This is a genomic window from Nocardia sp. NPDC046763, assembly GCF_040645495.1.
In the GTDB taxonomy this organism is placed as follows: domain Bacteria; phylum Actinomycetota; class Actinomycetes; order Mycobacteriales; family Mycobacteriaceae; genus Nocardia.
Window position 1 is genome coordinate 328,136 of record NZ_JBEYYI010000002.1, and the last position, 23,641, is coordinate 351,776.

General features: G+C 68.5%; 25 protein-coding genes. 8 read left to right on the top strand and 17 right to left on the bottom strand.

The window, feature by feature from the left end:
• Positions 1-46 precede the first annotated feature (46 nt).
• The 4 genes from ABZ909_RS04335 to lysX form a co-directional block, all read right to left on the bottom strand.
• Entirely contained in the window at positions 47-388 is a 342-nt protein-coding gene (locus tag ABZ909_RS04335; RefSeq protein ID WP_356996172.1) for a hypothetical protein, read from the bottom strand.
• Positions 389-504: 116 nt separating this feature from the next.
• The gene (locus ABZ909_RS04340; protein WP_356996173.1) at positions 505-1,122 is read right to left on the bottom strand and encodes a histidine phosphatase family protein; all 618 of its coding nucleotides are present in this window, start codon (positions 1,120-1,122) and stop codon (positions 505-507) included.
• A gap of 43 nt (positions 1,123-1,165) precedes the next feature.
• Positions 1,166-1,384: a hypothetical protein gene (locus ABZ909_RS04345; RefSeq protein WP_356996174.1), complete on the bottom strand. Its 219-nt coding sequence runs from the start codon at positions 1,382-1,384 to the stop codon at positions 1,166-1,168.
• Positions 1,385-1,545: 161 nt separating this feature from the next.
• Positions 1,546-4,830, bottom strand: coding sequence for a bifunctional lysylphosphatidylglycerol synthetase/lysine--tRNA ligase LysX (gene lysX, locus ABZ909_RS04350; RefSeq protein ID WP_356996318.1), 3,285 nt, complete (start codon positions 4,828-4,830; stop codon positions 1,546-1,548).
• A gap of 190 nt (positions 4,831-5,020) precedes the next feature.
• Between lysX and ABZ909_RS04355 the strand changes: the two genes are divergently transcribed.
• The gene (locus ABZ909_RS04355) at positions 5,021-5,242 is read left to right on the top strand and encodes an RNA-binding S4 domain-containing protein (RefSeq protein ID WP_356996175.1); all 222 of its coding nucleotides are present in this window, start codon (positions 5,021-5,023) and stop codon (positions 5,240-5,242) included.
• Between the two features lie 188 nt (positions 5,243-5,430).
• On the opposite strand, the gene rraA is transcribed toward ABZ909_RS04355, so the two are convergent.
• The gene (gene rraA, locus ABZ909_RS04360; RefSeq protein ID WP_356996176.1) at positions 5,431-5,922 is read right to left on the bottom strand and encodes a ribonuclease E activity regulator RraA; all 492 of its coding nucleotides are present in this window, start codon (positions 5,920-5,922) and stop codon (positions 5,431-5,433) included.
• Between the two features lie 5 nt (positions 5,923-5,927).
• A complete protein-coding gene (locus ABZ909_RS04365) occupies positions 5,928-6,434 on the bottom strand; it encodes a nitroreductase/quinone reductase family protein (RefSeq protein WP_356996177.1) in 507 nt (168 codons plus the stop codon).
• A 153-nt stretch (positions 6,435-6,587) separates the two neighbouring features.
• Here ABZ909_RS04365 and ABZ909_RS04370 point away from each other — a divergent pair, with 153 nt between their 5' ends.
• On the top strand, positions 6,588-8,828 hold the full coding sequence (locus ABZ909_RS04370; RefSeq protein ID WP_356996178.1) for a serine/threonine-protein kinase: 2,241 nt from the start codon (positions 6,588-6,590) through the stop codon (positions 8,826-8,828).
• On the opposite strand, the gene ABZ909_RS04375 is transcribed toward ABZ909_RS04370, so the two are convergent.
• The 6 genes from ABZ909_RS04375 to ABZ909_RS04400 all read right to left on the bottom strand — a co-directional run bounded on the left by ABZ909_RS04375 (position 8,829) and on the right by ABZ909_RS04400 (position 12,757).
• On the bottom strand, positions 8,829-9,290 hold the full coding sequence (locus ABZ909_RS04375) for an SRPBCC family protein (protein ID WP_356996179.1): 462 nt from the start codon (positions 9,288-9,290) through the stop codon (positions 8,829-8,831).
• Between the two features lie 116 nt (positions 9,291-9,406).
• A complete protein-coding gene (locus ABZ909_RS04380) occupies positions 9,407-10,375 on the bottom strand; it encodes a CopD family protein (protein ID WP_356996180.1) in 969 nt (322 codons plus the stop codon).
• Positions 10,372-10,908: a copper resistance CopC family protein gene (locus tag ABZ909_RS04385; protein WP_356996181.1), complete on the bottom strand. Its 537-nt coding sequence runs from the start codon at positions 10,906-10,908 to the stop codon at positions 10,372-10,374. Before ABZ909_RS04385 ends, ABZ909_RS04380 begins: the two co-directional genes overlap by 4 nt.
• Positions 10,905-11,561, bottom strand: coding sequence for a YcnI family protein (locus ABZ909_RS04390; RefSeq protein WP_356996182.1), 657 nt, complete (start codon positions 11,559-11,561; stop codon positions 10,905-10,907). Before ABZ909_RS04390 ends, ABZ909_RS04385 begins: the two co-directional genes overlap by 4 nt.
• Positions 11,562-11,610: 49 nt before the next feature.
• Positions 11,611-12,111 carry a hypothetical protein gene (locus ABZ909_RS04395; RefSeq protein WP_356996183.1) on the bottom strand — a complete coding sequence of 167 codons (501 nt, stop codon included), beginning with the start codon at positions 12,109-12,111 and terminating at the stop codon, positions 11,611-11,613.
• Positions 12,112-12,118: 7 nt separating this feature from the next.
• Complete coding sequence (locus tag ABZ909_RS04400; protein WP_356996184.1) at positions 12,119-12,757, bottom strand: DUF6474 family protein; 639 nt, start codon at positions 12,755-12,757, stop codon at positions 12,119-12,121.
• A 146-nt stretch (positions 12,758-12,903) separates the two neighbouring features.
• On the opposite strand from ABZ909_RS04400, the gene ABZ909_RS04405 reads away from it, so the two are divergent.
• The 3 genes from ABZ909_RS04405 (at position 12,904) to ABZ909_RS04415 (ending at position 17,053) form a co-directional block, all read left to right on the top strand.
• Positions 12,904-14,583 carry a TM0106 family RecB-like putative nuclease gene (locus ABZ909_RS04405; protein WP_356996185.1) on the top strand — a complete coding sequence of 560 codons (1,680 nt, stop codon included), beginning with the start codon at positions 12,904-12,906 and terminating at the stop codon, positions 14,581-14,583.
• The gene (gene htpG / locus ABZ909_RS04410) at positions 14,580-16,535 is read left to right on the top strand and encodes a molecular chaperone HtpG (protein ID WP_356996186.1); all 1,956 of its coding nucleotides are present in this window, start codon (positions 14,580-14,582) and stop codon (positions 16,533-16,535) included. The genes ABZ909_RS04405 and htpG overlap by 4 nt, the downstream gene beginning before the upstream one ends.
• Before the next feature lie 317 nt (positions 16,536-16,852).
• On the top strand, positions 16,853-17,053 hold the full coding sequence (locus ABZ909_RS04415) for a cold shock domain-containing protein (RefSeq protein ID WP_033085228.1): 201 nt from the start codon (positions 16,853-16,855) through the stop codon (positions 17,051-17,053).
• 154 nt (positions 17,054-17,207) lie between these two features.
• Here the strand turns inward: ABZ909_RS04415 and ABZ909_RS04420 are convergent, their stop codons facing one another.
• Positions 17,208-17,975, bottom strand: a complete 768-nt coding sequence (locus ABZ909_RS04420; RefSeq protein ID WP_356996187.1) for an SDR family NAD(P)-dependent oxidoreductase — start codon at positions 17,973-17,975, stop codon at positions 17,208-17,210.
• Between the two features lie 143 nt (positions 17,976-18,118).
• Between ABZ909_RS04420 and ABZ909_RS04425 the strand changes: the two genes are divergently transcribed.
• Both ABZ909_RS04425 and ABZ909_RS04430 read left to right on the top strand, forming a co-directional pair.
• Positions 18,119-19,027, top strand: a complete 909-nt coding sequence (locus ABZ909_RS04425; protein WP_356996188.1) for an SDR family NAD(P)-dependent oxidoreductase — start codon at positions 18,119-18,121, stop codon at positions 19,025-19,027.
• 28 nt (positions 19,028-19,055) lie between these two features.
• Positions 19,056-19,700: a TetR/AcrR family transcriptional regulator gene (locus ABZ909_RS04430; protein ID WP_356996189.1), complete on the top strand. Its 645-nt coding sequence runs from the start codon at positions 19,056-19,058 to the stop codon at positions 19,698-19,700.
• Here ABZ909_RS04430 and ABZ909_RS04435 read toward each other — a convergent pair.
• The 3 genes from ABZ909_RS04435 to ABZ909_RS04445 form a co-directional block, all read right to left on the bottom strand.
• Positions 19,641-20,387, bottom strand: a complete 747-nt coding sequence (locus ABZ909_RS04435; protein WP_356996190.1) for a TMEM165/GDT1 family protein — start codon at positions 20,385-20,387, stop codon at positions 19,641-19,643. The genes ABZ909_RS04430 and ABZ909_RS04435 overlap by 60 nt on opposite strands.
• Positions 20,388-20,680: 293 nt before the next feature.
• Positions 20,681-21,202 carry a peptidase gene (locus ABZ909_RS04440; protein WP_356996191.1) on the bottom strand — a complete coding sequence of 174 codons (522 nt, stop codon included), beginning with the start codon at positions 21,200-21,202 and terminating at the stop codon, positions 20,681-20,683.
• 192 nt (positions 21,203-21,394) lie between these two features.
• A complete protein-coding gene (locus ABZ909_RS04445) occupies positions 21,395-22,018 on the bottom strand; it encodes a superoxide dismutase (RefSeq protein ID WP_356996192.1) in 624 nt (207 codons plus the stop codon).
• Positions 22,019-22,264: 246 nt separating this feature from the next.
• Here ABZ909_RS04445 and msrA point away from each other — a divergent pair, with 246 nt between their 5' ends.
• Positions 22,265-22,894, top strand: coding sequence for a peptide-methionine (S)-S-oxide reductase MsrA (gene msrA, locus ABZ909_RS04450; RefSeq protein WP_356996319.1), 630 nt, complete (start codon positions 22,265-22,267; stop codon positions 22,892-22,894).
• A 119-nt stretch (positions 22,895-23,013) separates the two neighbouring features.
• Here msrA and ABZ909_RS04455 read toward each other — a convergent pair whose 3' ends face one another.
• Positions 23,014-23,625 carry a hypothetical protein gene (locus ABZ909_RS04455; RefSeq protein ID WP_356996193.1) on the bottom strand — a complete coding sequence of 204 codons (612 nt, stop codon included), beginning with the start codon at positions 23,623-23,625 and terminating at the stop codon, positions 23,014-23,016.
• Positions 23,626-23,641: the final 16 nt, after the last annotated feature.

The window sequence follows — 23,641 nt, forward strand, 5'->3', positions numbered from 1 at the left end:
AGCGGCCTTTTCGGTGTCCGAGCCGATGAGGTCGTCGCCGGCCGGGCTACATACCGAAGGAGCCGGTGGGCGGCAGCCAGGGGGCCGGGGCGGGGTTGTTGTTCCAGCCGTTGTCGCCGTCGTTGTTCCAACCATTGTTCCAGCCGTTGTTCCAGCCGTTGTCGCCGTTGTTCCAGCCGCCGTCGTTGTCGTGGTCGTGGCGGTGGTGGTCACGGTCGTGATCCCAGGGGCCGTGGTCGTCGATCTGCTGGGCGACGACCGGGGCGGAGGCGTCGTCGGGGGTCGTGGCATTCGCGGGAAGGGCGACGACGGCGAGCGGGATGGCGGCCAGGGCACCGGCCGCGGCGAGGCGCAGGGCGAGACGGCGGCGGGGCTTGATGGTGGACATCGTGGTGCCTTTCTGTCGGGAAGATCATGCGCCGCGAGGGGAGCGGCTTACGAGTTCCCATCGAAGGCTCCTGCCCTTGGAGCGGTTTGGGATCGAGCTGGGAGTCCGCTGAGCGTCTAGGGGCGCGGACGCTGCGTGCGCGGCAACAGGTCCCAGACGTGGCCGTTCTCGTTGACGGTGGCCACCGTGCGGCCGCCGGTGCGCGAGTACAGGATCCGGGTGATCGAGCAGTAGTCGATGGGGAAGGTGAGCGGGCGGGCCAAGCCCAGCACGTCCTGCAGCAGCACATTGATCACGCCGCCGTGGGCGAAGACGACCACGGTGTCGGTGTGCTCGGCGGCCGCGACGATGCTCGCGATGCTGTCGCGCACGCGGCTGACGAAGGCGTCGCCGTCGATCTGCTCGGGCAGGTGCCCGGCCTTGATGCGCGCGTAGGTTTCCCGGAATTCCTGCTGGGCGTCCTCGATCGGGATGTACATCGGCAGGTCGCGGTCGTACTCGGCGAGCCCGTCGAGGACGTCGATGTCGAGTCCGACCTTCTCGGCGGTGGGCCGGGCGGTTTCGCGGGCCCGCAGTTGCGGGCTGCTGATCACACGGGCGATGCGGTGGTGGGCGAGTGCGGCCGGGATCCGGCCCGCCTGTTCGAGGCCGATCGCGGTGAGATCCGGGTCGGCGTGGCCGGATTCGGCCAGGACTCGTTGCGGCTGGGCGTGGCGGACGAGGATCAACTGCACGCCCACCACTCTGCCGCACCCCCCACGCGGTTCGCCGCGGGGGCTAGCGGTTCTTGCGGCGGCTCATCAGGTAGACGATGCCGAGCACCAGCACCACGATGCCGATGCAGCAGACCGCGAGGAATCCCCAGAAGCCGGTGCCGCGTCGGCTGCTGGTGCGGCGGGCGGCGGTGTTCTCGAGGGCGGTGTTCCAGGTATCCGGATGCGTCCACACGTGGTGGTCCAGCAGGGTCGCCTGGGTCAGGAGATCTAGGTAGTGCATGGGTACCCCAATCCGTGTGGCCGGTGGGCCCGCCCCGGGCCGAATCCCAGATTAACCGGCGATCCGGCCCGGGGAATCAGGGTTTTCCCTGGTCCCAATGGACGCTGTCGGCGTAGCCGTCCTCAGCCTCGCGCATGGCCGGAGCGAATGCGGAGGTACGCCTACCGGGATTCGCTCTGTGCGGTACGGGGTTTCACGAGCGGGAACGGCAGCGTTTCGCGGATGCTGCGGCCGATCAGCAGCATGACCACCCGGTCGACGCCGACGCCGAGACCGCCGGTGGGCGGCATGGCGTGCTCGAGGGCCTGCAGGAAGTCCTCGTCGAGTTCCATGGCTTCCGGGTCGCCGCCGGCGGCCAGCATGGACTGTTCGGTGAGGCGGCGGCGCTGTTCCACCGGATCGGTCAATTCGCTGTAGGCGGTGGCCAGTTCGACGCCCCAGGCCACCAGGTCCCAGCGTTCGGTGACGCCCGGAATGTGCCGGTGGGCGCGGGTGAGCGGGGAGACGGAGGTGGGGAAGTCGATGTAGAAGGTCGGTTCCTCGGTGGACGATTCCACCAGGTGCTCGTACATCTCGAGTACGAGTTGCCCGGCGTCCCAGCCCAATTGGAAGGACACGCCCGCCTTCTCGCAGAGCAGCCGCAGCCGCTCCGCGTCGGTGTCCGGGCCGATGGTCTCGCCGATCGCCTCGGAGACGGCCCCGTGCACGGTCTTGACCGGCCAGTCGCCGGAGATGTCCACCTCGGTGACGGTGCCGTCGGGTCCGGGGCGCAGCGCGACCATCGCGCCGTTGGCGGCCACCGCGGCCTCCTGGATGAGCTGGCGGCAGGCGTGCATCATACGTTCGTAATCGCTGTGCGCCTCATAGGCTTCCAGGATGGTGAACTCGGGGTTGTGGCTGTAGTCCACGCCCTCGTTGCGGAAGACGCGGCCGAGTTCGAACACCTTTTCCATGCCGCCCACGCACAGCCGCTTGAGGTACAGCTCGGGGGCGATGCGCAGGTACAGGCCGAGGTCGTAGGCGTTGATGTGGGTGGTGAACGGGGTGGCGTTGGCGCCGCCGTGCACCTGCTGCAGGACGGGGGTCTCGACTTCGAGGAATCCCCAGCCGTGCAGGGTGTCTCGCAGCGACCGCACCACCGCGCTGCGTTTGGCCATCACCTCACGGATATCGGTGTTGATGGCCATGTCGACATAGCGTTGCCGCACTCGGGCTTCCGGGTCGGACAGGCCCTTCCACTTGTCCGGCAGCGGGTGCAGGCATTTGCCGATCATCCGCCAGTCCTGGGCGAGCAGAGAGAGTTCGCCGCGGCGGCTGCGGCCGATCTGCCCGCTCACCTCGACCAGGTCGCCCAGGTCGAAGAATTCGGTGAACGATTCGCTGCGGTCGGCGCCCACCCGGCCGCGGTCGATGAGCAGCTGGATGTCGCCGGACCAGTCGCGCAGCACGGCGAAGATGACGCCGCCGTAGTCGCGAATCCGCAACAGCCGCCCGCAGACTCGCACCGTGGTGCCCTGCGGGCAGCCGCGGGCGGCGGACACGGTGTGGGTGGGCGGGTAGGCGACCGGATAGGCCTCGACGCCGGATTCCTGGAGCTTCTCCAGCTTGTCCATGCGGACCCGCACCTGTTCGGGGCGGCGCGGGCCCTGTTCCTCGAGTTCCTCCGGCGGCAGGTCGGGCGGGCTGCCGTCGGCGTGCAGGCCGGTCATGGCGGGCGGTACCGAGGGCCGCAGACCGGTGTGCGTGGAGGCGTCGTGTTCGCGGCCGACGCGGGGCAGGAAGCCTTCGGCGAGGGCGCTGGCAATGGCGACGCGCAGCAGGTGTCGGCGTTCCTCGAACAGCGAGAACCGGGGCACCCATTCCGGCTGGTACTTCACATTGGAGCGGTAGAGGGCCTCCAGCTGGTACCAGCGGGAGAAGAACATGAGCACGCCGCGCCACAGGCGCAGCACCGGGCCGGCGCCGATGCGGCCGCCCTCCTCGAAGACCGCGCGGAAGACCGCGAAGTTCAACGAGATTCGGGTGATGCCGTACTGCTCGGAGGTGAGGGCGAGCCGCGAGATCATGAGTTCCATCAGCCCGTTGGGGCCGGAGCGGTCGCGGCGCATGAGGTCGAGGGAGATGCCGGTGCGGCCCCACGGCACGAACGAGAGCATGCCGAGCACCTGGCCGTTGGGGGCGACGGACTCGACCAGCAGGCAGTCGCCGTCCAGCGGATCCCCGAGCCGGTCGAGGGCCATGGAGAAGCCGCGTTCGGTCTCGGTGTCGCGCCAGTCGTCGGCGCGCCGCATGACGTCGACCATCTCCTCGAGCGGGACCTCCTTGTGCCGCCGCACCCGCACCGTGATGCCCTGCTTGGCAAGACGATTGGCGGCCTGGCGGACCGGCTTCATATCGGGTCCGGCGAGGGAGAAATTGCGGGTCTCGAGGATGGCCTCGTCCCCCAGGCGCAGCGCGGACAGTCCGGCCCGCCGGTAGGCGGTCGCGCCGATCTCGCTGGCGCCCATGACCGCCGGGGCCCACCCGTACTGGTCGGCCAGCCGCAGCCAGGCGTCGATGGCGTGGCCCCAGGACTCCTTCTGCCCGATGGGGTCGCCCGAGGCCAGGCACACGCCCAGTTCGACGCGGTAGGTGACGGCGGCCTTGCCGCTGGGCGCGAAGACGACGGCCTTGTCGCGGCGGGTGGCGAAGTAGCCGAGCGAGTCCTCGACGTCGGAGCGTTCGATGAGCCCGCGGATGGCGGATTCGTCCAGCCCGGTGAGCGCGTTGGAGGAGCGCTGCGACCGGAACAGGGTGATGACGGCGGCCAGCAGCGCGATGGCGCCGAACAGGCCGAGCAGCAGGTTGACCAGGTGCGGTGGGTGCCCGTCGAAGTCCTCGCTGGAGACCAGGATCGCGCCGGTGACCCGGGACACCGCCCACAGGGCGCGTTCGGTGTGGTCGGGCAGGCTGCCGGGGAACAGTTCGACCAGCCCCCAGCCGACCAGGCAGCCCAGCGCGAGCCCGCCGGCCAGTACGCCGAGCGCGCGCCAGACCGCGCCGCGCTGCACGTGCGTGTAGAACTCGGACCACGAGGCGATGAGCACGCCGATGACCACGACGTGAATGATCAGCGCCACCAGGGCATTGACGTCGCCCTCGGCGGCGAAGTCGAGGGCGTTGGCGAGCGCGAAGGCCGCCATGTACCCGACCAGCAGCCACCAGGCGATCCGTTTGCGGCTGGCGGTGGCGCCCGCCAGCAGGCCGACCACCAGCGCCCACACCAGTGAGGTGTCGGGGGCGTCGAAGTAGTAGGTGTCGACGAAGTGGCGTAGGTGCGAGGTCAGGAACCGCAGCCCGGGCGAGATGCTCCAGGCGAAGCAGAGAATCGAGAAGACGCCGAGCGCGGTGCCCGCGATGTGCGGCACCTCGCGCAGCCGGCCGTGCCCGCGGTGTGGCACCTCCAGCGACCGCGGCTCCGGTCTCGGGTCGGAGTCGTGGGTCGGCCGATCCTGCGTCGAAGTCACTGCACCAGTGTGAATGTTGCCCATGCCCATGTGCACTCAGAACCCGGTTCGTGTCTCGTGGCCGCCGCGTGGCGGCTGGTGGTGGGGGCGGCGTTTGGTGTTGAGGCGGCCGCGGGTGAGGATGTACCCCATGTCGGATCCAGTCGATGTCCCGATCGAGGACGATGTCATTCGACTCGGCCAGTTCCTGAAGCTGGCGAACCTCATCGATTCCGGTTCGGAAGCCAAAATGGTTATCGCCCAGGGCCTGGTCCGTGTCAACGACGAGGTGGAGCTGCGACGGGGTCGCCAGCTACATGCGGGCGATGTGGTGGCACTGGCCGGGCACAAGGCCCGGGTCACCGGCGGCTGAGCGCGCTTCGCGGGCACGGTACTCCCGGATCCGTAGGGGTTCGGTCTGCGCCCCGCGCGGCCGGGCTCACCGCGTTCCCTGCGGGTTGCCGGCGGCGTCACTCCCGCGGGGGCTCGGGGGCTGGGCCCCGGCTCCCCATTCTCGGGGGTGCGGGGGCCGTTACCCCTGAGAGCTTCCCGAGAGTTGGATCAACCCTCGCTGCGAACGACGACGCCGTCGTGGTCGCTGTAGAGCATGTCGCCGGGAACGAAGGTGACGCCGCCGAATTCGACGGTGACATCCTTCTCGGCGTTCGCTCCGGTCTGGGTGCTCTTGCGCGGGTTGGTGCCCAGCGCCTTGATGCCGATGGGCAGGGTGCGCAGGATTGCGGAGTCCCGGACCGCGCCGTTGACGACGACCCCGGCCCAGCCGTTGTCGACGCCGCGGCCCGCGATGATGTCGCCGACCAGCGCGGTGTGCACGCTCGCGCCGCCGTCCACGACGAGCACGCGGCCCTCGCCGGGTTCGCCGAGGGTCTGCTTGACGAGCAGGTTGTCCTGGAAGGTCCGGATGGTCACGATGCGGCCGGCGAAGACCTCGTGGCCGCCGAACTGGATGAACTGGGTGTCGCAGCTGCGGATCTCGGGGCCGATCTCGTCGGCGAGGTCGGCGGTGGCAATGGAGTTCGCTGATTCGGTCACGGGAACTATCTTGTCAGGGCGAAAATGCGCAAGTCGCGAGCGGTGCGATTGCGGTAGGCGGTGTACGCCTGCGTGGTCTCCTCGAAGCGTTCGAAGATCGCCTGCTTGCGGTCTTCGTCGGTGACCAGCATGGCGGCGACCGGAATGTGCTGCCCGGCGATGGCGACCTCGGCGGCCGGACTGGCGAGCAGGTTGGCGGTCCACGCCGGGTGGTGGGCCTGGCCGAAGTTGGATCCGATCACGTAGAGCGTGTCGCCCTCGTGTACGTAGAGCAGGGGCGTGGTGCGTGGCTGCCCGGATTTGCGGCCGACGGTGGTGAGCAGAATGACGGGCGCGCCGATCGGGCCGAGCACGGTGTACTTGCCGCCGGTGCGTTCGAGCACCTTGCGATCCAGCGGCGTGAGTTTGCGGATGACCAGCGAGCCGACCGTGGTGGCGGCGAACGGACTGGCCAGGCGGGACAGCAGATTGGTGCGGGAACCCCAGATCCGCTCGGGAAACTGCTCACTCATACCGCGACTCTAGTGGCCCGCGACCGGGGGTGTTGTGCCATTGCGATGCGCTCTGCGGCTGCTGAGCGATCTATCCACAAGAGTTAATCAACCGTGCAGTCGGATTCTTGGGCGCATACTGGCGACACCCGATGAGTCCAGGTCGGGAGAGGCATGAACGTAGAACCGGCGATCGACGCGGGTGCCGTCGACGAGACCCGCTCCCTGCTGGGGTCCGTGCTCGCCGGCTTCCAAGCCGCCTGGGAGGCGGCCGCGGCGCCGCCCCGCCTGGCCGAGTTCCTGCCCCGCACCCCGCACCTGCGCCGCCTGGTGCTGATCGAACTGATCAAGGTGGATCTGGAATACCGCTGGATCCGCTACGACTTCCCCAAGCGCCTGGCCGACTACCGGGCCGAATTCGACGAATTGTTGTCCGGCCCACTGCCGCCCGATCTGGCCTACGAGGAGTTCCACGCGCTGCGGCGCTCCGGGATTTCCGGAAATGGGCACCGGGCGGCGGTGGATATCGGCTGCCATCCGACCGAGGCCGCCGCCACCGAATGGGCCGAGCACGACTACCGCAGCACCCTGATCGCCCGGCCGCAGGCCCAGCACGCCCTGGAGGGCATCGAGGTCGGCGATCGGCTGGACGATTTCGACCTGCTGGTGGAATTGGGCAGCGGCGCCTTCGCCCGGGTCTTCCTGGCCCGGCAGCGGTCCATGCAGCGGCTGGTGGCGGTGAAGGTCTCGCAGAACCACGGCACCGAATCCGAGACCCTGGCGCGGCTGGATCACGAGCACATCGTGCGCGTCTTCGACCAGCGGCTGCTGGCCGACCGGGAGCTGAAACTGCTGTACATGCAGTATCTTCCGGGCGGCACGCTGTCGAAGGTGCTGGCGCTGGTGCGTTCTCGCGAGCCGGGGGATCGGGACGGCGGGCTGCTGCTGGAGGCGGTGGACGCGGCCATGCAGGACCGGGGCGGCCTGGTACCCGGCGAATCACCTACTCGCGCAGCGATGCTGGAGCGCAGCTGGCCGGAAACCGTTGCCTGGCTGGGCAGCCGGTTGGCCCGTGCACTCGATCACGCGGCCCGGAACGGGGTGCTGCACCGCGATATCAAGCCCGCGAATGTACTGCTCACCGCCGATGGCAGCCCGAAACTGGCGGATTTCAATATCAGTTTCAGCGTGCATGTGGCGGGGGCCAGCCCGCTGGCCTACTTCGGCGGCTCGCTGGCGTACATGTCGCCCGAGCAGCTGGCGGCCTGCCACCCGCAGCTGCCCGAGACCGCCGCGGATCTGGACGGCCGCAGCGACATCTACGCGCTGGGGGTGATGCTGTGGGAGCTGCTCACCGGCCGCCGCCCCTTCGACGACGAAACCGGCGCGGGCGATTCGGAATCCTCGCTCGAACGCATGCTCCGGCTGCGCCGCCACCAGATCGATCCCGGCCACCTCGACGACCTGCCGCCGGACTGCCCGGCCACGCTGCGGCGGGTGCTGCTCAAATGCCTGGCCCCCGATCGCGAGGACCGCTGGGCCACCGGTGCGGCGCTGGCCCAGCAGCTGGACCTGTGCCTGGATCAGCGGTCCCGGGAGCTGGTGGATCCGCCGGCCAGCAGCTGGCGGTCCGGGGTCGGCCCGTGGTCGCTGATCGCGCTGATCACGGCGGCGAGCATGTTCGGTGACGGGCTCGGCATCGCCTACGCCAACCTGCACAATCATCCGCTGTTCCAGCTCTGGTTCTCGCCGGAGGAGCAGGCGCGGCTGCGGCTGGTCGGCAATGGGCTGTTTCTGCTCACCACGCCGGCCGCCATCGTGCTCACCAATTATCTGTGCCGCCGGGCGTTCATCGTGTGGCGCGGACTGCGGCGGCGCCGTACCTACGATCCGGTGACCCTGGCCCGGGCGCGGCGCGACACCCTGATCGACGGCGACCGGGTGGCGCTGCTGGCCTTCGGCTGGTGGGTGCTGTCGGCCGCGTTGTCGGCCATCGCGCTGGTCGTCTTCACCGGTCTGCCGCCGGGGCGCATTGTGAATCTGGTTGCGACGATGGTGGTTTCGGGTGCGATCGCGGTCGCGTACCCGTTCTTCGTGGTGACGTTCTTCGTGGTGCGCTGCTTCTATCCGCGGCTGCTCACCCACGGTGAGACGGCGCGGGACAACGATGCCCTGCGCGCCCTGAGCCGTCGTTGCACCCGGTATCTCGCGGTGGCGGTGGCGATTCCGTTGATCGGAGTGATCGCGAGTCTGATGTTCCTGACCGCCGAGGAGGTTTCGCTGGAGCTGATCTCCATCTACGCGCTGTGCGCGGTGGGTGTCCTCGGGTTCCTCGGCGACTACTGGCTGTTTCGCCGGACCGAGGCCGATCTGCGGGCCTTCGCGGGGGTCGGCGGCTCTGGCGACCCCGGGTGACTAGGCGGACGTGCGGGTGGTGTGGAACGCGGTGACCTGGGTGACCAGATTGTGGGTGGAGCTCTTCACGGCGAGCTTCACGAACGGCTCGATGGTCTTGCCCAGGATCTTGCCCGCGATGCCGCCGGGGACCCGGTAGTCGACGATGGCGTCGATGGTGCAGGATTCCTCGCCCTTGTCATGGAAGAGGAAGGTGGATTCGATCTCGAAGCCCTTGATGGATTTCACCGCGATCGCGTAGCCGGGCTCGTGCCGGACGATCTTGATGGTGGAGTGCAGGGCGATCGGGCCCAGTTGGATGGTGCCATCGAAGGTGGCGTCCACGCCTTCGACCTTGTCGGTCAGCGGGGTGAAGGCACTGATCTCATTGATGAATTTCGGCAGGTGCCGGTAATCGTTGACGTAGGCGAAGGCCGATTCGGCCGAGGCGGCGCAGTCCGCGACGATCTTGACTTCGGTCATGGGGGCAACCGTAACGTGTTCTAGTTTTCCCTGCAGGTCTTGTGATGCATGCCATCTATGAGCCGGCGCACCCGAATATGAGACAGCGCACCCGAATTCGAGAACCGCGGACCACGTCACGCGGTGACGGCCAGCGTACCGGCCAGCCCGAACACCAGCGCCATCACCAGCACTTCGGCAATCGCGCGCCGCAGCGAGCCGTCCGCCGTCATGCGGTGATCGGCGACCTTCGGCACCCAGCTGCGCCGCCACCACCAGCCCAGCCCGAGCAGCATCGCCAGCAGCACCGTCTTCGCCAGCAGGATCCGCCCGTACCCGCTGGTGACCAGCGGGCTCACCCCGCCGATCCGAACCAGCCCGTTGATCACCCCGGTCACCATCACCGTCACCACCAGCGGCAGCGCCCATGCCGAGTACCGCGGCAGCAGCACCGCCCACTCGCCCCGGGTGCGCACGGTCAGTGCCAGCGCCAGCAGCAGGCCGAACCAGGCGCCGGCCGCCAGCGCGTGCAGCGCCGCCACCACCGAACCGAACGGCTGCTGTGACATGTGCCCGGTGATCGGCCGCAATGCCAGCGTGACGGCGGTGAACACCAGCACCAGATCACCGGTGGCCCGGTCGGGCTGCCGGAATCCGAAGGCGCTGTAGATCGCCACCGTGCCGCTGCCGATGAGCAGCGCGATCCCGATCTGCCCGCCGCTCAGGTGCGCGAGATAGTCGCCGAACTGGGCGGCGCTCAGCTGCCGCGCCGGAATGCCCTGCACCTCCGCGGCTTCCAGCGCCAGCATGGCGAATTCCATTGCCGCCCAGAGCGCGGCGAGCACGGTGAGCGGCCGCCACTGCGGCGTCAGCCGGTCCGAGAGCCGCGGCAGCGCGGCCAGACCCAGCACTGTCGCCCCCGCGCAGTCGGCGAGGACCCGAACGGGGGCCTCGGCCTGCACGGGTTCGGCGGCGGCCAGTGCCCAGGCCAGGGCCGCACCGGCCAGGGCGATCGGGATGACCAGCGCCAGTAGCCATCTCGGTGAGCTGCTACCGCCGGTCGTCCCGCGCTCCCGGCGACGATCGGTGCGGTCGGTCCGATTCACCTGCGCTGCTTGCCCCGTCCGCCGAGCAGGGCGAAGGCCAGGCCGCCGCCGAACAGCACCACCGCGCCCACGATGAAGATCCACAGCGGCACGCCGCCGCCGTCGGAGCCGCCGGACTTGGCGGCACTGTCGGCCCTGGGGCCCGGAGTTCCATTGCCGGGCTTGGTCAGGGTGAACGTCCGCTTGCCGCTGACGGGGTGCCCGTCCGCGGAGGTGACCCGGTACGCGATCGTGTACTCGCCGACCGGTCCCAGCTCACCGACCTCGATGCTGACGGTCGGTCCCTCCACCTTGGGCTGGCCCTTCGACCACAGGTTGTGGTCCGGCCCGGTGACCGTCATGGACGGGTAGGCCGACTGCAGGTTTTCGTTGAAGGTGATGCTCACCGACGCCGGTGAGGTGTCGATCTGCGCGCCGTTGTCCGGACTGGAGGAGACGGGGGTGGAGTGCGCGTCGGCGACACCGCCCCCCAGCAGTGCGAATCCGGTGACCAGCAGTCCGGTGATCAGCCCCGCCAGCACCTTGCGGTTCACGACCGCCGTCCCCGGATGACGCTGCCGAGACCGAGGGCCGCGCCCAGCGCGCCCAGCGCCAGGCCGATGCCGCCGAGCCAGCGGGCGGTGTTGTCGCTGCTGCTCTTGTCGCTCGTGCCGGCATCCGTGGCGGCCGGGGCATCGTCATCGCCGCCGGTGCTCTTGGTCAGGGTGAGGCTGGGGGCCGGGTGGTCGGGCTCGCTGCCGTCGGCGTTCATGGGCTGGTTCCAGTCGACGACCTTGCCGTCGCTGTAGGTCTGGGACGTGTTGAAACTGACCTTCTCCTGCTTGGGCAGCGGGCCCACGGAGAGCGCGAAGCGCTGGAACTGGCCGGGGGCGACGCCCGGGTTGCCCGGATCGGCGGTCCAGGTGACCGCTACGGCCTCGCCCTGGGCGTTCTTGTCGACCTTGGCGGTCCAGCCCGCGATGGGCTCGGTGCGGGCGCTCTTCAGATTCGGCAGCGCCACGGTGAGTTTGGTGGTGGAGGCCGTGTCGGACTCGGTCGGCACCCGGAAGGTGGCGACGGCGTAGCCGCCCTGGCTGGCGCCGGGGGCGTCCACGACCACGTGCGCGGCGGCGATGCCGGCGCCGGACAGCAGCAGGCCGGCGGCCGCCACCGACGTGACGAGGGCGCGCGAAAGGGAGGTGTGCATGACTGTATTGCCTTCTCTGACAATGGTTACGGGTAGGTAGGGACAGGGGTTACGCCGTAACCGGTGGCGCGCGTGGACCGCTCGCGCCCAGGGCGAGAAGGGGTTTCGGGGTCGGGACCGAACGCGGGCGGCGCGACCGTGGGGCCCGCGCCGGACGTGCGGCGGGCCGGGTGAGGATCACCCGGACGGCGCGCGAGATCAGCCCGTAGAGCCGCTCGGCGACCAGGATCAGGACCGCGCAGCCGGCCGCCGCCACCGCGTGTGTGAGCAGCATCGGCCCGTGCGCGGCGAATTCCATTGCCTCCGCGGCATGCCCGTGATGCACGAGGCCGCTGAGGGCGAGGTGGCAGACGGGCTGGCCGGCCACCATGAGAATCGGCAGCGCGGCGGGGGGCCGCAGCGCGGCGGCGAGCGCACCGATGACGGCCGCCGCAAGGATCAGCAGCATGAGCCCGGAGGAGCCGGGGTAGCCGCCGCCCGCGAACCCGTGCGCGCCGACCGCCAGGGCCGCCATGGCGACACCTGCCAGTCCACCGCGCACCGGGCTCATGGGTGTCTCAGTTCACGCCGAGGCGGGCGAGCACGTCGGCCTCGATGCCGGAGAGCTCGTTGGAGATGGAGGCGTGCACGGCGCGACGGCGCGGCACCGGCATCTGGGCGGCGGTGCGCACGGCCGCGGACAGGCTGTCGAGCCGATCGCGGCTGGCGGTCACGAACTTCTTGGTCTCGGTGTCGGTGTTCTTGGACTCGATCTCCGACAGCGTGGACTCCACGCCCGCGATGCGCGCCTGCAGCTTCGCGCCCGGGCCGGAGAACTCGCTCAGCTGATCCAGCCCGATGCCGAGCTGCTGGGCGCGGCGGGTGTCGAGCTGCCCGCGCACGAAGGTCGCGCCGCGGTAGGCGAGCGGCGCCAGCACCGGCACCAGTACCCGGGCCACGCCCAGGTACTTGCGGATCGAGGCCGCGCTGAACAAATCCCGTTCGGCCCGGGCGGCGATCTTCTGCGCGGCCTTCTCCTCGGCCTGCAGCTTGGCGATCTCCGCCTTGGCGACCTGCTTCTGCGTGCGCGCTTCCGCCCGGTTCTTCTTGCGCTCGTTGCGCGCGCCGAGCTTGGCCTCCATACCGGCCTTGTGTTTGAGGGCTTTCGCCTCGGCCCGGCGGCTGACCCGCTTCTTGCGCTTGCCGAACAACCCCATTGATGGCCTCCGTCATGCTGGTTCGCCATGGCAGCACAGGGCCGGGGGAATGCCTGTCCGCCCATGAAACACAGTTTGCGAATCACCCTAACGGGTGGGTTCGCCGCGCAGCGAGCGCCTTGCAGTTTCGGTGCCAGTTCGCAGGGATGTCGGGGGTTGAGGCCATACTGACTGGCGTGTATTCGGGCATCGGTGACCATGGTGAGCGCGCGGCATTCCTGGATGCGCGTGCGCTGATCGGCTGTCGGCACCGGCTGCATCTGGACGCGAGTAATCCGGGCGTGTTGACCGGGGTCGCCGAGGACGCGGGCGTGCAGCAGCGACGAGAAGCCGCTGCGGCGCACCGATCTCACGTGCGGGACACGCTGGTCGCCGCCGCGCCCGGCAGCTGGACCGTCATCGATCCGAAGCAGCCCGCGCCGCAGCGGGCCGCGGCCACCCTGGCCGCCATGGCGGCGGGGGCGGACCGCATCTGGGGCGGGCTGCTGCCACAGGAGCCCGACACCGGGCGCCGCGGCGGCTGCGAAATCCTCTGGCGCGACAGCGATCGCGGCGGATACATCCCGGTCATCGTGGTGAACCACAAGGTGACCGATCCGCGGCAGCCGGACCCGGCCGACCACCACCCGACGACCAGCGATCTGTACCAATGGAACCCGCAGCCGGACCGGCACGTCCGCACCCGGCCGCAGCCGCGGGACGTGCAGCGCCTCGCGCACCTCTACCGCATGTTGCAGCGGCACGGGCTGGCCAGCCCCGCCCTGGTCGGCGGCGCCATCGGCTATCACTTCGACCGGGTCCTGGTCCACGACCTGGGCCCCGTCCTGGCCGATTACGACATCCGCTATGCCGACCGCATCGCGGTGGTGCGCGGCGAACTCCCCACCGTCCCTTCGAAAGTCCCCGAGTGCCGCCAGTGCCCCTGGTGGAGCCGGTCGCCCGAAGAGGGCGGGCAAAGCTGTGAGCAGTGGCTGTCCGAGCATCGCGATGTGAGCCTGGTGGCGCCGGGCTCGCGCGCCGAGGTGCTGCGCCGCCACGGCGTCGAGACCATCGACGATCTGGCGTCCTGGAGCGGCGACGATCCCGACGACTGGCAGTACGAGCCGTTCACCGAGGCCGTGGTCACCGCCCGCGCCTGGGCCACCGGCGCGCCCCTGGTCCGCCGGGTCGACCGGGTGCGGGTCACCCGCGCCGATGTCGAGGTGGATGTCGACCTGGAGAGCTTCCAGGAGCACGGCGCCTACCTGTGGGGCACCCTGCTGGACGGCGCGTACCGCCCGTTCGTCACCTGGGATCCGCTGCCCACCGAGGACGAGGGCCGCTCCTTCGCCGAGTTCTGGACCTGGCTCATGGAGGTGCGCGCCCAGGCCGCCGCGGACGGCAAATCCTTTGCCGCCTACTGCTATTCGCGCACCGCCGAGGACAAGTGGCTGTACGAGTCGGCCCGCCGGTTCGCCGGCCGCCCCGGCGTCCCCACCGAGCGGGAGGTGCAGCGGTTCGTGGACGGCCCGCAGTGGGTGGACATGTTCCAGGCCGTGTCCGAGCAGTTCATCTGCCCGAACGGCAAGGGCCTCAAGAAGATCGCGCCGGTCGCGGGCTTCCACTGGCGTGACGCGGAGGCGGGGGGAGAGGCGTCGATGGCCTGGTACCGCCTGGCCGTCGCGTACGAGGGCGGCGAGCCGGATCTGTCCCAGCGCACCCGCATCCTGGAATACAACGAGGACGACGTGCAGGCCACGAAGGTGCTGCGGGACTGGATGACGGATCGGGCCGACGCCGAGGTTCCGGCCATCGCCGACTTCGCCCGACGTAATATCGCGTCGTGACCGAACACGTCGAACAGCTGGAGTTTCAGGCCGAGACCCATCAGCTGCTGGAGCTGATGATCCACTCGGTGTATTCGAACAAGGACACCTTTTTACGGGAGCTCGTCTCCAATGCCTCCGACGCGCTGGACAAGCTGCGCCTGGAGACCTTCCGCGACAAGGACCTGCACGCCGACACCTCCGACCTCCACATCGAGCTCGAGGTGGATCGCGACGACCGGGTACTGACCGTCCGCGACAATGGCATCGGCATGTCCCGTGCCGAGGTCGTGGACCTGATCGGCACCCTCGCCAAATCCGGCACCGCGCAGCTGCGCAAGCAGCTGCTCGAGGCCAAGGCCGGTGACCAGCAGGCCGAGGAGCTGATCGGCCAGTTCGGCATCGGCTTCTACTCGACCTTCATGGTGGCCGACAAGGTCACCCTGACCACCCGTAAGGCGGGCGAGAACACCGGCACCCGTTGGGAATCCGCGGCGGGCAGCTCCACCTACTCGATCGAGGAGCTGGACGACGCCCCGCAGGGCACCACGGTGTCGCTGCACCTGAAGCCGGCCGACGAGGACGATCACCTCTTCGACTACACCCAGGAGTGGAAGCTCCGCGAGATCGTCAAGAAGTACTCGGATTTCATCGCCTGGCCCATCCGCATGGATGTAGAGCGCACCGTGCTCGACGGCGAGGGCGAGGACAAGACCGAGAAGACCCTGGTCGAGACCCAGACCCTGAACTCCCAGAAGGCGCTGTGGACCCGCCCGCGCAGCGAGGTCTCCGACGAGGAGTACACGGAGTTCTACAAGCACGTCGCGCACGCCTGGGACGATCCGCTCGAGATCATCCCCATGCGGGCCGAGGGCACCTTCGAATATCAAGCGCTGCTGTTCATTCCCTCGCATGCGCCGTTCGATCTGTTCACCCGCGAGCACAAGCGCGGCGTGCAGCTCTATGTGCGCCGGGTGTTCATCATGGACAACTGCGAAGAGCTGATGCCGGAGTATCTGCGCTTCGTCAAGGGCGTGGTGGACGCGCAGGACCTGTCGCTCAATGTGTCCCGCGAGATCCTGCAGCAGGACCGGCAGATCCAGATGATCCGCAAGCGCCTGGTGAAGAAGGTGCTGTCCACGGTCAAGGATCTGAAGAACGCCGAGGACCAGGCCAAGTACCAGGAGTTCTGGCGTGAGTTCGGCCGGGTGCTCAAGGAGGGCCTGCTCTCCGACCACGACAATCGCGAAACCATCCTGGGTGTCTCGTCTTTCGCGTCCACGCATTCGGACAGCGAGCTGACCTCGCTGGCGCAGTACGTCGAGCGCATGCCGGAGACCCAGTCGGCCATCTACTACATGACCGGCGAGACCCGCCAGCAGATCGAGAACTCCCCGCACATGGAGGCCTTCCGGGCCAAGGGTCTCGAGGTGCTGGTGCTGACCGATCCGGTTGACGAGATGTGGGTCGGCTCGGTCACCGAGTTCGAGGGCAAGCCGATCGTCTCCATCGCCAAGGGTGAGGTCGATCTGGAGACCGAGGACGAGAAGAAGGCCTCCGAGCAGCTGCGCGAGCAGCAGGAGAAGGACTTCGCCGACATTCTCGGCTGGCTGCAGCAGACGCTGGACGCGGACGTGAAGGAGGTGCGCCTGACCAACCGGCTCACCAGCTCCCCGGCCTGCATCGTGGGTGATGTATTCGATTTCACTCCGATGCTGGAGCGCATGTACCGCGCCTCCGGGCAGGAGCTGCCGCACAGCAAGCGCATCCTCGAGCTGAATCCGGCGCATCCGCTGGTCACGGGTCTGCGTGAGGCGTACGCGGCGGTGTCCGGCGCGGACGAGAAGCCGGTGGAGCTCACCGAGACCGCCGAATTGCTCTACGGCACCGCGGTTCTCGCCGAGGGCGGCGAACTGAAGGATCCGGCGCACTTCGCCCGCATCCTCGCCGACCGTCTGACTCGCACGCTCTGAGCGTCGTTCACGGGATCGGGCTCCTGCGGTGTTTCCGCAGGAGCCCGACCCATAGCAAGCGGGAATTGGTCATGCCCCTTTTGTCGTAAGTGTGACGATCCACATCCCTCGGTGATTTCGGGAACTAGCCGCGAACGCGTACGTTGTACGTCTTGGTCGTAAGTTTTTCGTGTTCGTGTTCAACATGCTCGCGCGGAACAGTGTGCGGGCGTCGCTTCACCTTGCCAGGCAAGTTGCAAGCCGCCTTCTGATCGACCCCCGGTACCGCGGCCGCGGTACCCACGCAATAAAAAGAAACACCTCGTCAGGAGAAGGTAATGGTTCAGGGCACCGTCAAGTGGTTCAACGCGGAGAAGGGCTACGGCTTCATCGCCCGCGAAGACGGCCCCGACGTTTTCGTCCACTACTCGGAGATCGAGGGCAACGGCTACCGTCAGCTCGAGGAGGGCCAGGCGGTCTCCTTCGAGATCACCGAGGGCAAGAAGGGCCCCCAGGCTGCGGCCGTCCGCCCGCACTAGGGAGGCTGCGGGCTGACCCCGCAACTCACTGAGTCGTGAATTGACAAGGCCCGCACCGGAATCCGGTGCGGGCCTTGTTGCTGCCGGGGGTCCGGGGGTAGGGCCCCGAAATTCCCTTGTGGAGGTTCGGGTGCGAAGCCCCCGGAACCCGGTGTCAGCGAGGCGCCATGCGCAGCGCGCCATCCATGCGGATGGTCTCGCCGTTCAGGTAGTCGTGCTCGGTGATGTACTGCGCGAGCTGCGCGTACTCGTCCGGACGGCCCAGGCGGGACGGGAACGGCACGCCCGACTCGAGGCCCTTGCGGTACTCCTCGGTGACACCGGCCAGCATCGGGGTGTCGATGATGCCGGGGGCGATGGTGTTGACGCGGATGCCGAACTGCGCGAGGTCACGCGCGGCCGGGACGGTCATGCCGGCGACGCCGCCCTTGGAGGCGGAGTAGGCGATCTGCCCGATCTGGCCCTCGAAGGCCGCGACCGAGGCGGTGTTGATGATCACACCGCGCGAGCCGTACTCGTCGACCGGGTCGGTCTTGGCGATGGCTTCGGCGGCCAGGCGCATGACGTTGAAGGAGCCGAGCAGGTTCACGGTGATCACCGTGCGGAACAGCTCCAGGTCGTGCGGGCCGTTCTTGGACAGGATGCGTCCCGCCCAGCCCACACCGGCGCAGTTGACGACAATACGCAGCGGCACACCGGATTCCACGACCGTGGCGACCGCGGCGGCCACCTCGTCACCGCTGGTGACGTCGGTCGGGATGAGGGTGACACCGGCGGGGACGTTGTCGCCCGCGCGCTCGATGGACTGAGCCAGATCCAGGCCGAACACGGTCGCGCCCGCGTCGGCGAAGCGCTTGGCGGTGGCGGCGCCCAGCCCGGACGCACCTCCGGTGACAATGGCGGCGGAGCCCGAAATCTCCACGGTGTTTGGTCCTCTCGACTGTGGACGGCCCTCTCACTGGCCCTCCGTCAATAGGCACCATAGCCGGGCTGTACGCACGCTTACGCAAGAGGCTCGCAAGATTTGCGAACACGGGTGTTCGTATAAGTGGTAGTTTCGCAGACATGAACGTCAGCACGGCCCGTCCTCGCCGTGGTCTCCGCCGTCCGGCCCCGCGAGTGGCCGGCAAACGCATCCTGATCACCGGCGCGGCCCGTGGCATCGGGGCCGCCCTGGCCCGCCAGCTGCACGTGCACGGCGCGCACGTGGCCCTGCTCGGCATCGAGGAGTCGCTGCTGGCCCAGGTCGCGGCCGAATGCGGGGACGCGCCCTGGCGCTACTGCGATGTCGGTGACCCGGCGCAGGTGGAGCGGGTTGTCAACTCTCTCACCGCCGAACTGGGCGGCCTGGACGCGGTGGTGTGCAATGCCGGGATCGCCCGGCAACTGTCCCTGCTCGACGGCGACCCCAGCGTGCTCGAGGAGACCCTCGCGGTCAATGTGCTCGGCGTCTACTACACGCTGCGCGCCGCCGGACCCCACCTCGCGCACCCCGACGGCTACGTCCTGCTCATCTCCTCGCTGGCCGCGGCCATCCACCTACCCCTGGCCGGCGCCTACAGCGCCTCCAAGGCGGCGGTCGAGGCGCTCGGCGACACCCTGCGGATCGAATTGCGCCATACCGGCGCCCGGGTCGGCTTGGCCTACTTCGCCGAACTCGACACCGAGATGACCAGCCGCGGTTTCGGCACCGAGGCCGCGCGCAGCATTCTGGGCCGCTCCACCGTCTCCGGCATCGCCCCCCTCGGCCCGGCCATCGACGCCTGTGAACGCGCCCTGGCCCGCCGTTCCCGTCGCATCGTCTCGCCCTACTGGGTGAGCATGGTGCTGTGGTGTCGTCCGCTCGCCCAGCGCCTGGTGGACTATTCACTACGCGGGGGCGTCGCCGGCGGACTCGAGATCGCCCGCACCGAACCGGCGGATTTCACCACCGACCAACCGGCCCGCCCCCGCAGAATGAGAAAGCTCGCCTGAATCGCTCGAGGCCAACGGAGTCCAGCACATGCCCGAATCGGCAACCCGCCAACTGCCCCGCGGCCGGCACGGCCTGCCCCGCGAAACCGTGGTGGCCGCCCAGCGCGACCGCATCCTGCTCGCCCTGGCCGAGGCGATGGCCGAGAACGGTTATGTCGGAACGCCGGTGGCCGCGGTGATCAAGCGGGCCGGCGTCTCCCGCGAGACCTTCTACGAGCAATTCCGTTCCAAGGAGGACTGTTTCGAGGCCGCCTACGAGCGCGCCGCGGAACTCATGCTGACCGGCATCCTGACCGCCACCGGCGCGGAATTCGACGGCGAGACCCGTACCGAGCGCATCGAACGTGTGCTCGGCGCGTACCTGGACGCGCTCGCGGGCCAACCCGCTTACGCCCGTTTGTTTCTCGTCGAGGTCTACGCCGTCGGCCCCGAGGCCATCGCGCGCCGCACCCAGCTGCAGGAGACCTTCGTGGCCATGGTCGCCGATGTGCTCGGTGCGGACACCGAGGAGCAGCGCTTCGCCTGCCAGACCCTGGTCGCGGCCCTGAGCTCCATGGTCACCGCCCGCGTCGCGGTGAGCGACCTGGACGGGCTACGGGAGTTGCGGGAGCCGCTACTGGACCTCGTGCGGCGCAGCGGGGACCTGTTCGGCAATACCGTGCTCGGTGACTGAGGACGCCTGGACGGTCGCGGCCCGGCGGTGCAGCAGCCACAGCACGCCGCCGGCGAGCGCCGGCAGGGCCGGTGACAGCACCGCGATGGCCGGGGTGCCCAGGCCGTGGGCGAAGGCCTCCAGCAGGGTCAGCGCACCGAAGTAGAGGAACAGCAGACCCGAGCAGACGGCGATGAACCGCTCCGGAATGTGCTTGCCGACGGTCACCCCGATCAGGATGGCGAGCGCGCCCGCGGCCACCATGCCCGCGACCGACCCGATCCACACCGCGACCCAGCCGTTCTTGGTGGCCAGGGCCATGGTGGCGAACATGGTGCGGTCACCGAGCTCGGCCAGCAGGAAGGCCGACAGCACCACCAGGAACGCCGAGCGCGAGTTCGGCTGCGGCGCGATCTCCCGATCCTCCTCGCCAGAGTCCGACGGCAGCGTCTCGCGCAGGGTCCACAGGCCGACCGCGATGAGAGTGGCTGCGGCACAAAGGGAAATGACTCCGGTCGGCAGCGCCGCGCCCAGGAAGTGGCCGACACCGACGGCGATCAGGTTCACCAGCATGCTCGCGACCGTGATGCCCGACAGCACCACCCACCAGTGGTAGCGCAGCGCGAAGGTCAGGGCCATGAGTTGCGATTTATCGCCCAATTCGGCGAGGAACAGCACGCCGAAACTCAGCAATATCGTGGCGATCATGAAGGTCAGCTCCCAGGTCTCCGGCCTGTCGGCTGAATGCGGGGACGCTTCAGCCGACACCGCACCGGTAAATCGGTTTGGTTCTTGTCGGCCGAAGGTCTCGCCCACCGGAGAAATCCGGTTCACGCGCCGGATCCTCGAGGGATCAGTATGTCGACGATGTGATTGGGGGCTACTCCCCTTCGCTCGGCCGCCATGCTACTCCGGCAAACCGGGCGCAGGCAAATGACTGTCTCCCAAATCGCAATGCGCACAATAAGTTTGGCGATGCTGCCGGAAGGTTTCGGTTACCCTTACGCGGCCAGCAGCATGGCCAGAACCGCGGTGTCGGGATCACTGATCGGATCCACCCCCACCCGTGAAACCATCGAGGTCACCGCGCCGTCGCTGTCGGTCTCCACCCAGGCCGCCCGATGTTCGAGTCCCAGATGCGGCAGCCCCGGCAGTAGCAGGCACCCCGAGGCCGCGCCCGCGCACTCGGGCAGAGAGGGCCGCGTCTCGCGCGGCGGGTGCAACATGATCAGGGCCGGTGGCACATGACCGGCAAACATGCCCGGCTGCAGCCCCTCCGTCCCCAGCACCGTGCCCTCGGCGATCACCAGCCCCACCATCTCGGGATCCGGGTCCTCCGGCAGTTCCTCGCGCGCTCCGAACACCGTCGAGGTGGGCAACAACCCCGGCAGACTGGCCACCCGCACCGCGAGCACCAGCAATTGCGCCCATTCCTTGGTGGAGTCCGGCCAGCGTCCGGAGATCACGAAACCCTGCAGCGAACCATGCGCATGGAACGGCATGACGCCGACCTGACCATTCATGATGTGCCTCCCGAACCTCCCGGGGGCGACTGTGCCCGGTGTTGCCGTTGGGAACACCAGGTTGTACCCGAACAGAACTGGCACACAAGTACCAAAGAGTGCTAGCACCCGGACCCTCGAAATGCGAAAGGCCCGCGAACCGATGCGGTTCGCGGGCCTCGGACGTACGAACGGGCCGGAGCCCGACGGGCATCAGCCGAAGATCAGACCCTTGCCCTGGTTGACCGCCTTGGAGTAGCGGTCCTGAATCTCGGCCCAGTTCACGACGTTCCAGAACGCCTTCACGTAGTCGGCCTTGACGTTCTTGTACTGCAGGTAGAAGGCGTGCTCCCACATGTCCAGGCCGAGCAGCGGGATGATGCCGAGCGGCACGTTGCCCTGCTGGTCGGTCAGCTGGAAGGTGAGCAGCTTGTTGCCCAGGGTGTCGTAGCCCAGCCAGGCCCAGCCGGAGCCCTGCAGGCCGTTGGCGGCCGCCGAGAACTGCGCGACGAACTTGTCGAAGGAACCGAACTCCTCGTCGATGGCCGAGGCCAGATCGCCGACCGGCTTGTCGCCGCCTTCCTTCGACAGGCTCTTCCACCAGATGGAGTGGTTGACGTGGCCGCCGAGGTGGAACGCGAGGTTCTTCTCGTTCAGGAAGATGGCGGCGTGGTCGTCCTTGGCACGCGCCTCCTCCAGCTTCTCGAGGGCCGCGTTGACACCCGCGACGTAGGCCGCGTGGTGCTTGGTGTGGTGGATCTCGTTGATCTGCCCGGAGATGAAGGGCTCCAGGGCGCTGTAGTCGTAATCGAGGTCTGGCAGCGTGTAAACAGCCACGATGTCCCTTTCCGTGTCGGGGCCGTGTGTCCTCGGCAGGTGCCGAGGCGCACCCAACCATCATTCGTACACCCGGTCGTCTGCAACCAGGCTGCGTGCCCCCACATTCCACCCGATGTATATCTTTCCCAACCTTTGGAATTCGGCTGAACGCAACGTCGCCGACGGTCGCGCCGGGTCCCGTAGCATCGAGTCATGTCGTGGTACGACGAGTTCGTTGGGCGTGTGCGACTACCGGAACCGATCATGGTGACGGCCGGGCAAGCGCTGCCGGGCCGCGCCGAACCGCTGGTCGTGCCGGACAAACATCATGTCAGCGGCCATGCCCTCAAACCTCCGTTCCCGCCGGGTACGCAGCTCGCGGTGGTGGCCATGGGCTGCTTCTGGGGTGCGGAGCAGGGCTATTGGCAGCTGGACGGCGTGTACAGCACCGCTGTCGGCTACGCGGGCGGATTCACCCCGAATCCCACCTACGAGGAGGCCTGTTCCGGCCGGACCGGGCACACCGAATCGGTACTGGTGGCCTTCGACCCGCAGGTGATCAACTACGCCGCGATCCTGAAGCAGTTCTGGGAGAACCACGATCCGACGCAGGGCATGCGGCAGGGCAATGACCGCGGCACCCAATACCGTTCGGCGATCTACACCCTCGACGACGAGCAGCGCGAGGTGGCCGAGGCGACCAGGGCCGGCTATCAGGAACGGTTGACGGCGGCCGGTTTCGGCGAGATCACCACCGAGATCGCCCCGCTGCCAGACCTTTCCGCCTTCTTCTACGCCGAGGGCTATCACCAGCAGTACCTGGCCAAGAACCCCGGCGGCTACTGCCCGGACCACGGCACGGGCGTGAGCTGCGCGATCGGGCTCGGCGCGTGAGCACTTCGGCGGACCACCGCGTAAGCACCGTGCGGACCACCGCGTAAGCACGTCGTCAGGCCACATCGAAAGGGGTTCCGGGACTTGGTCCCGAACCCCTTGTGCGTGTCCGTTGCTCTTTACAGCGGCGGGACGACGTCCGGTCGCATGGTGCGCGGGTCGCCCGAGTCGTGCGCCTGCCACCAGCGGACGCCGCCGGCGATGAAGTCCGGCAACGGGATCGGGTTGCCCTGCTTGTCGGTGACCTCCGCGCCCTCGAACCACACGCGCACGTCGAGCTCGCGCGGGTCGACGCCCTCCTCCTGGGAGAACTCCATCAAGTGGGCGCCGGGTGTGTCGCTCAGCGTGGAGTCGAAGCTCAGCAGTTTGCGCCACTGGCTCCAGGAGCTGTCGGAGAGGTCGAGGAAGTCCCAGCCGTGCAGCGCGCCGCCGCCGAAGCTCTGGACGGCGTCGTGCAGGCCGTCGAGGGTGAGCGGGAGCACAACGGGCTCGAGGTCGTCCCAGCGTTGGCGGCGCAGCGAGGCGGCGACCCGGCTGACCCCGGTGAGGGTCAGATAGATATCGCAGTCCGCCGGTGGGGGACCGTTCTCGGGCAGGGTCAGCACGTCGAGTTCCAGCCGTAGCGTGGCGCGCGGCGGGTCGACGTCGATGCCGAGGCATGTCGCCTCCGACAGCGCGCGGTTGAGTCCGTTGACGTCCAGGCCGTCGAGTAACCCCCTGCTCACAGTCATAGCACCAGGCTACCGA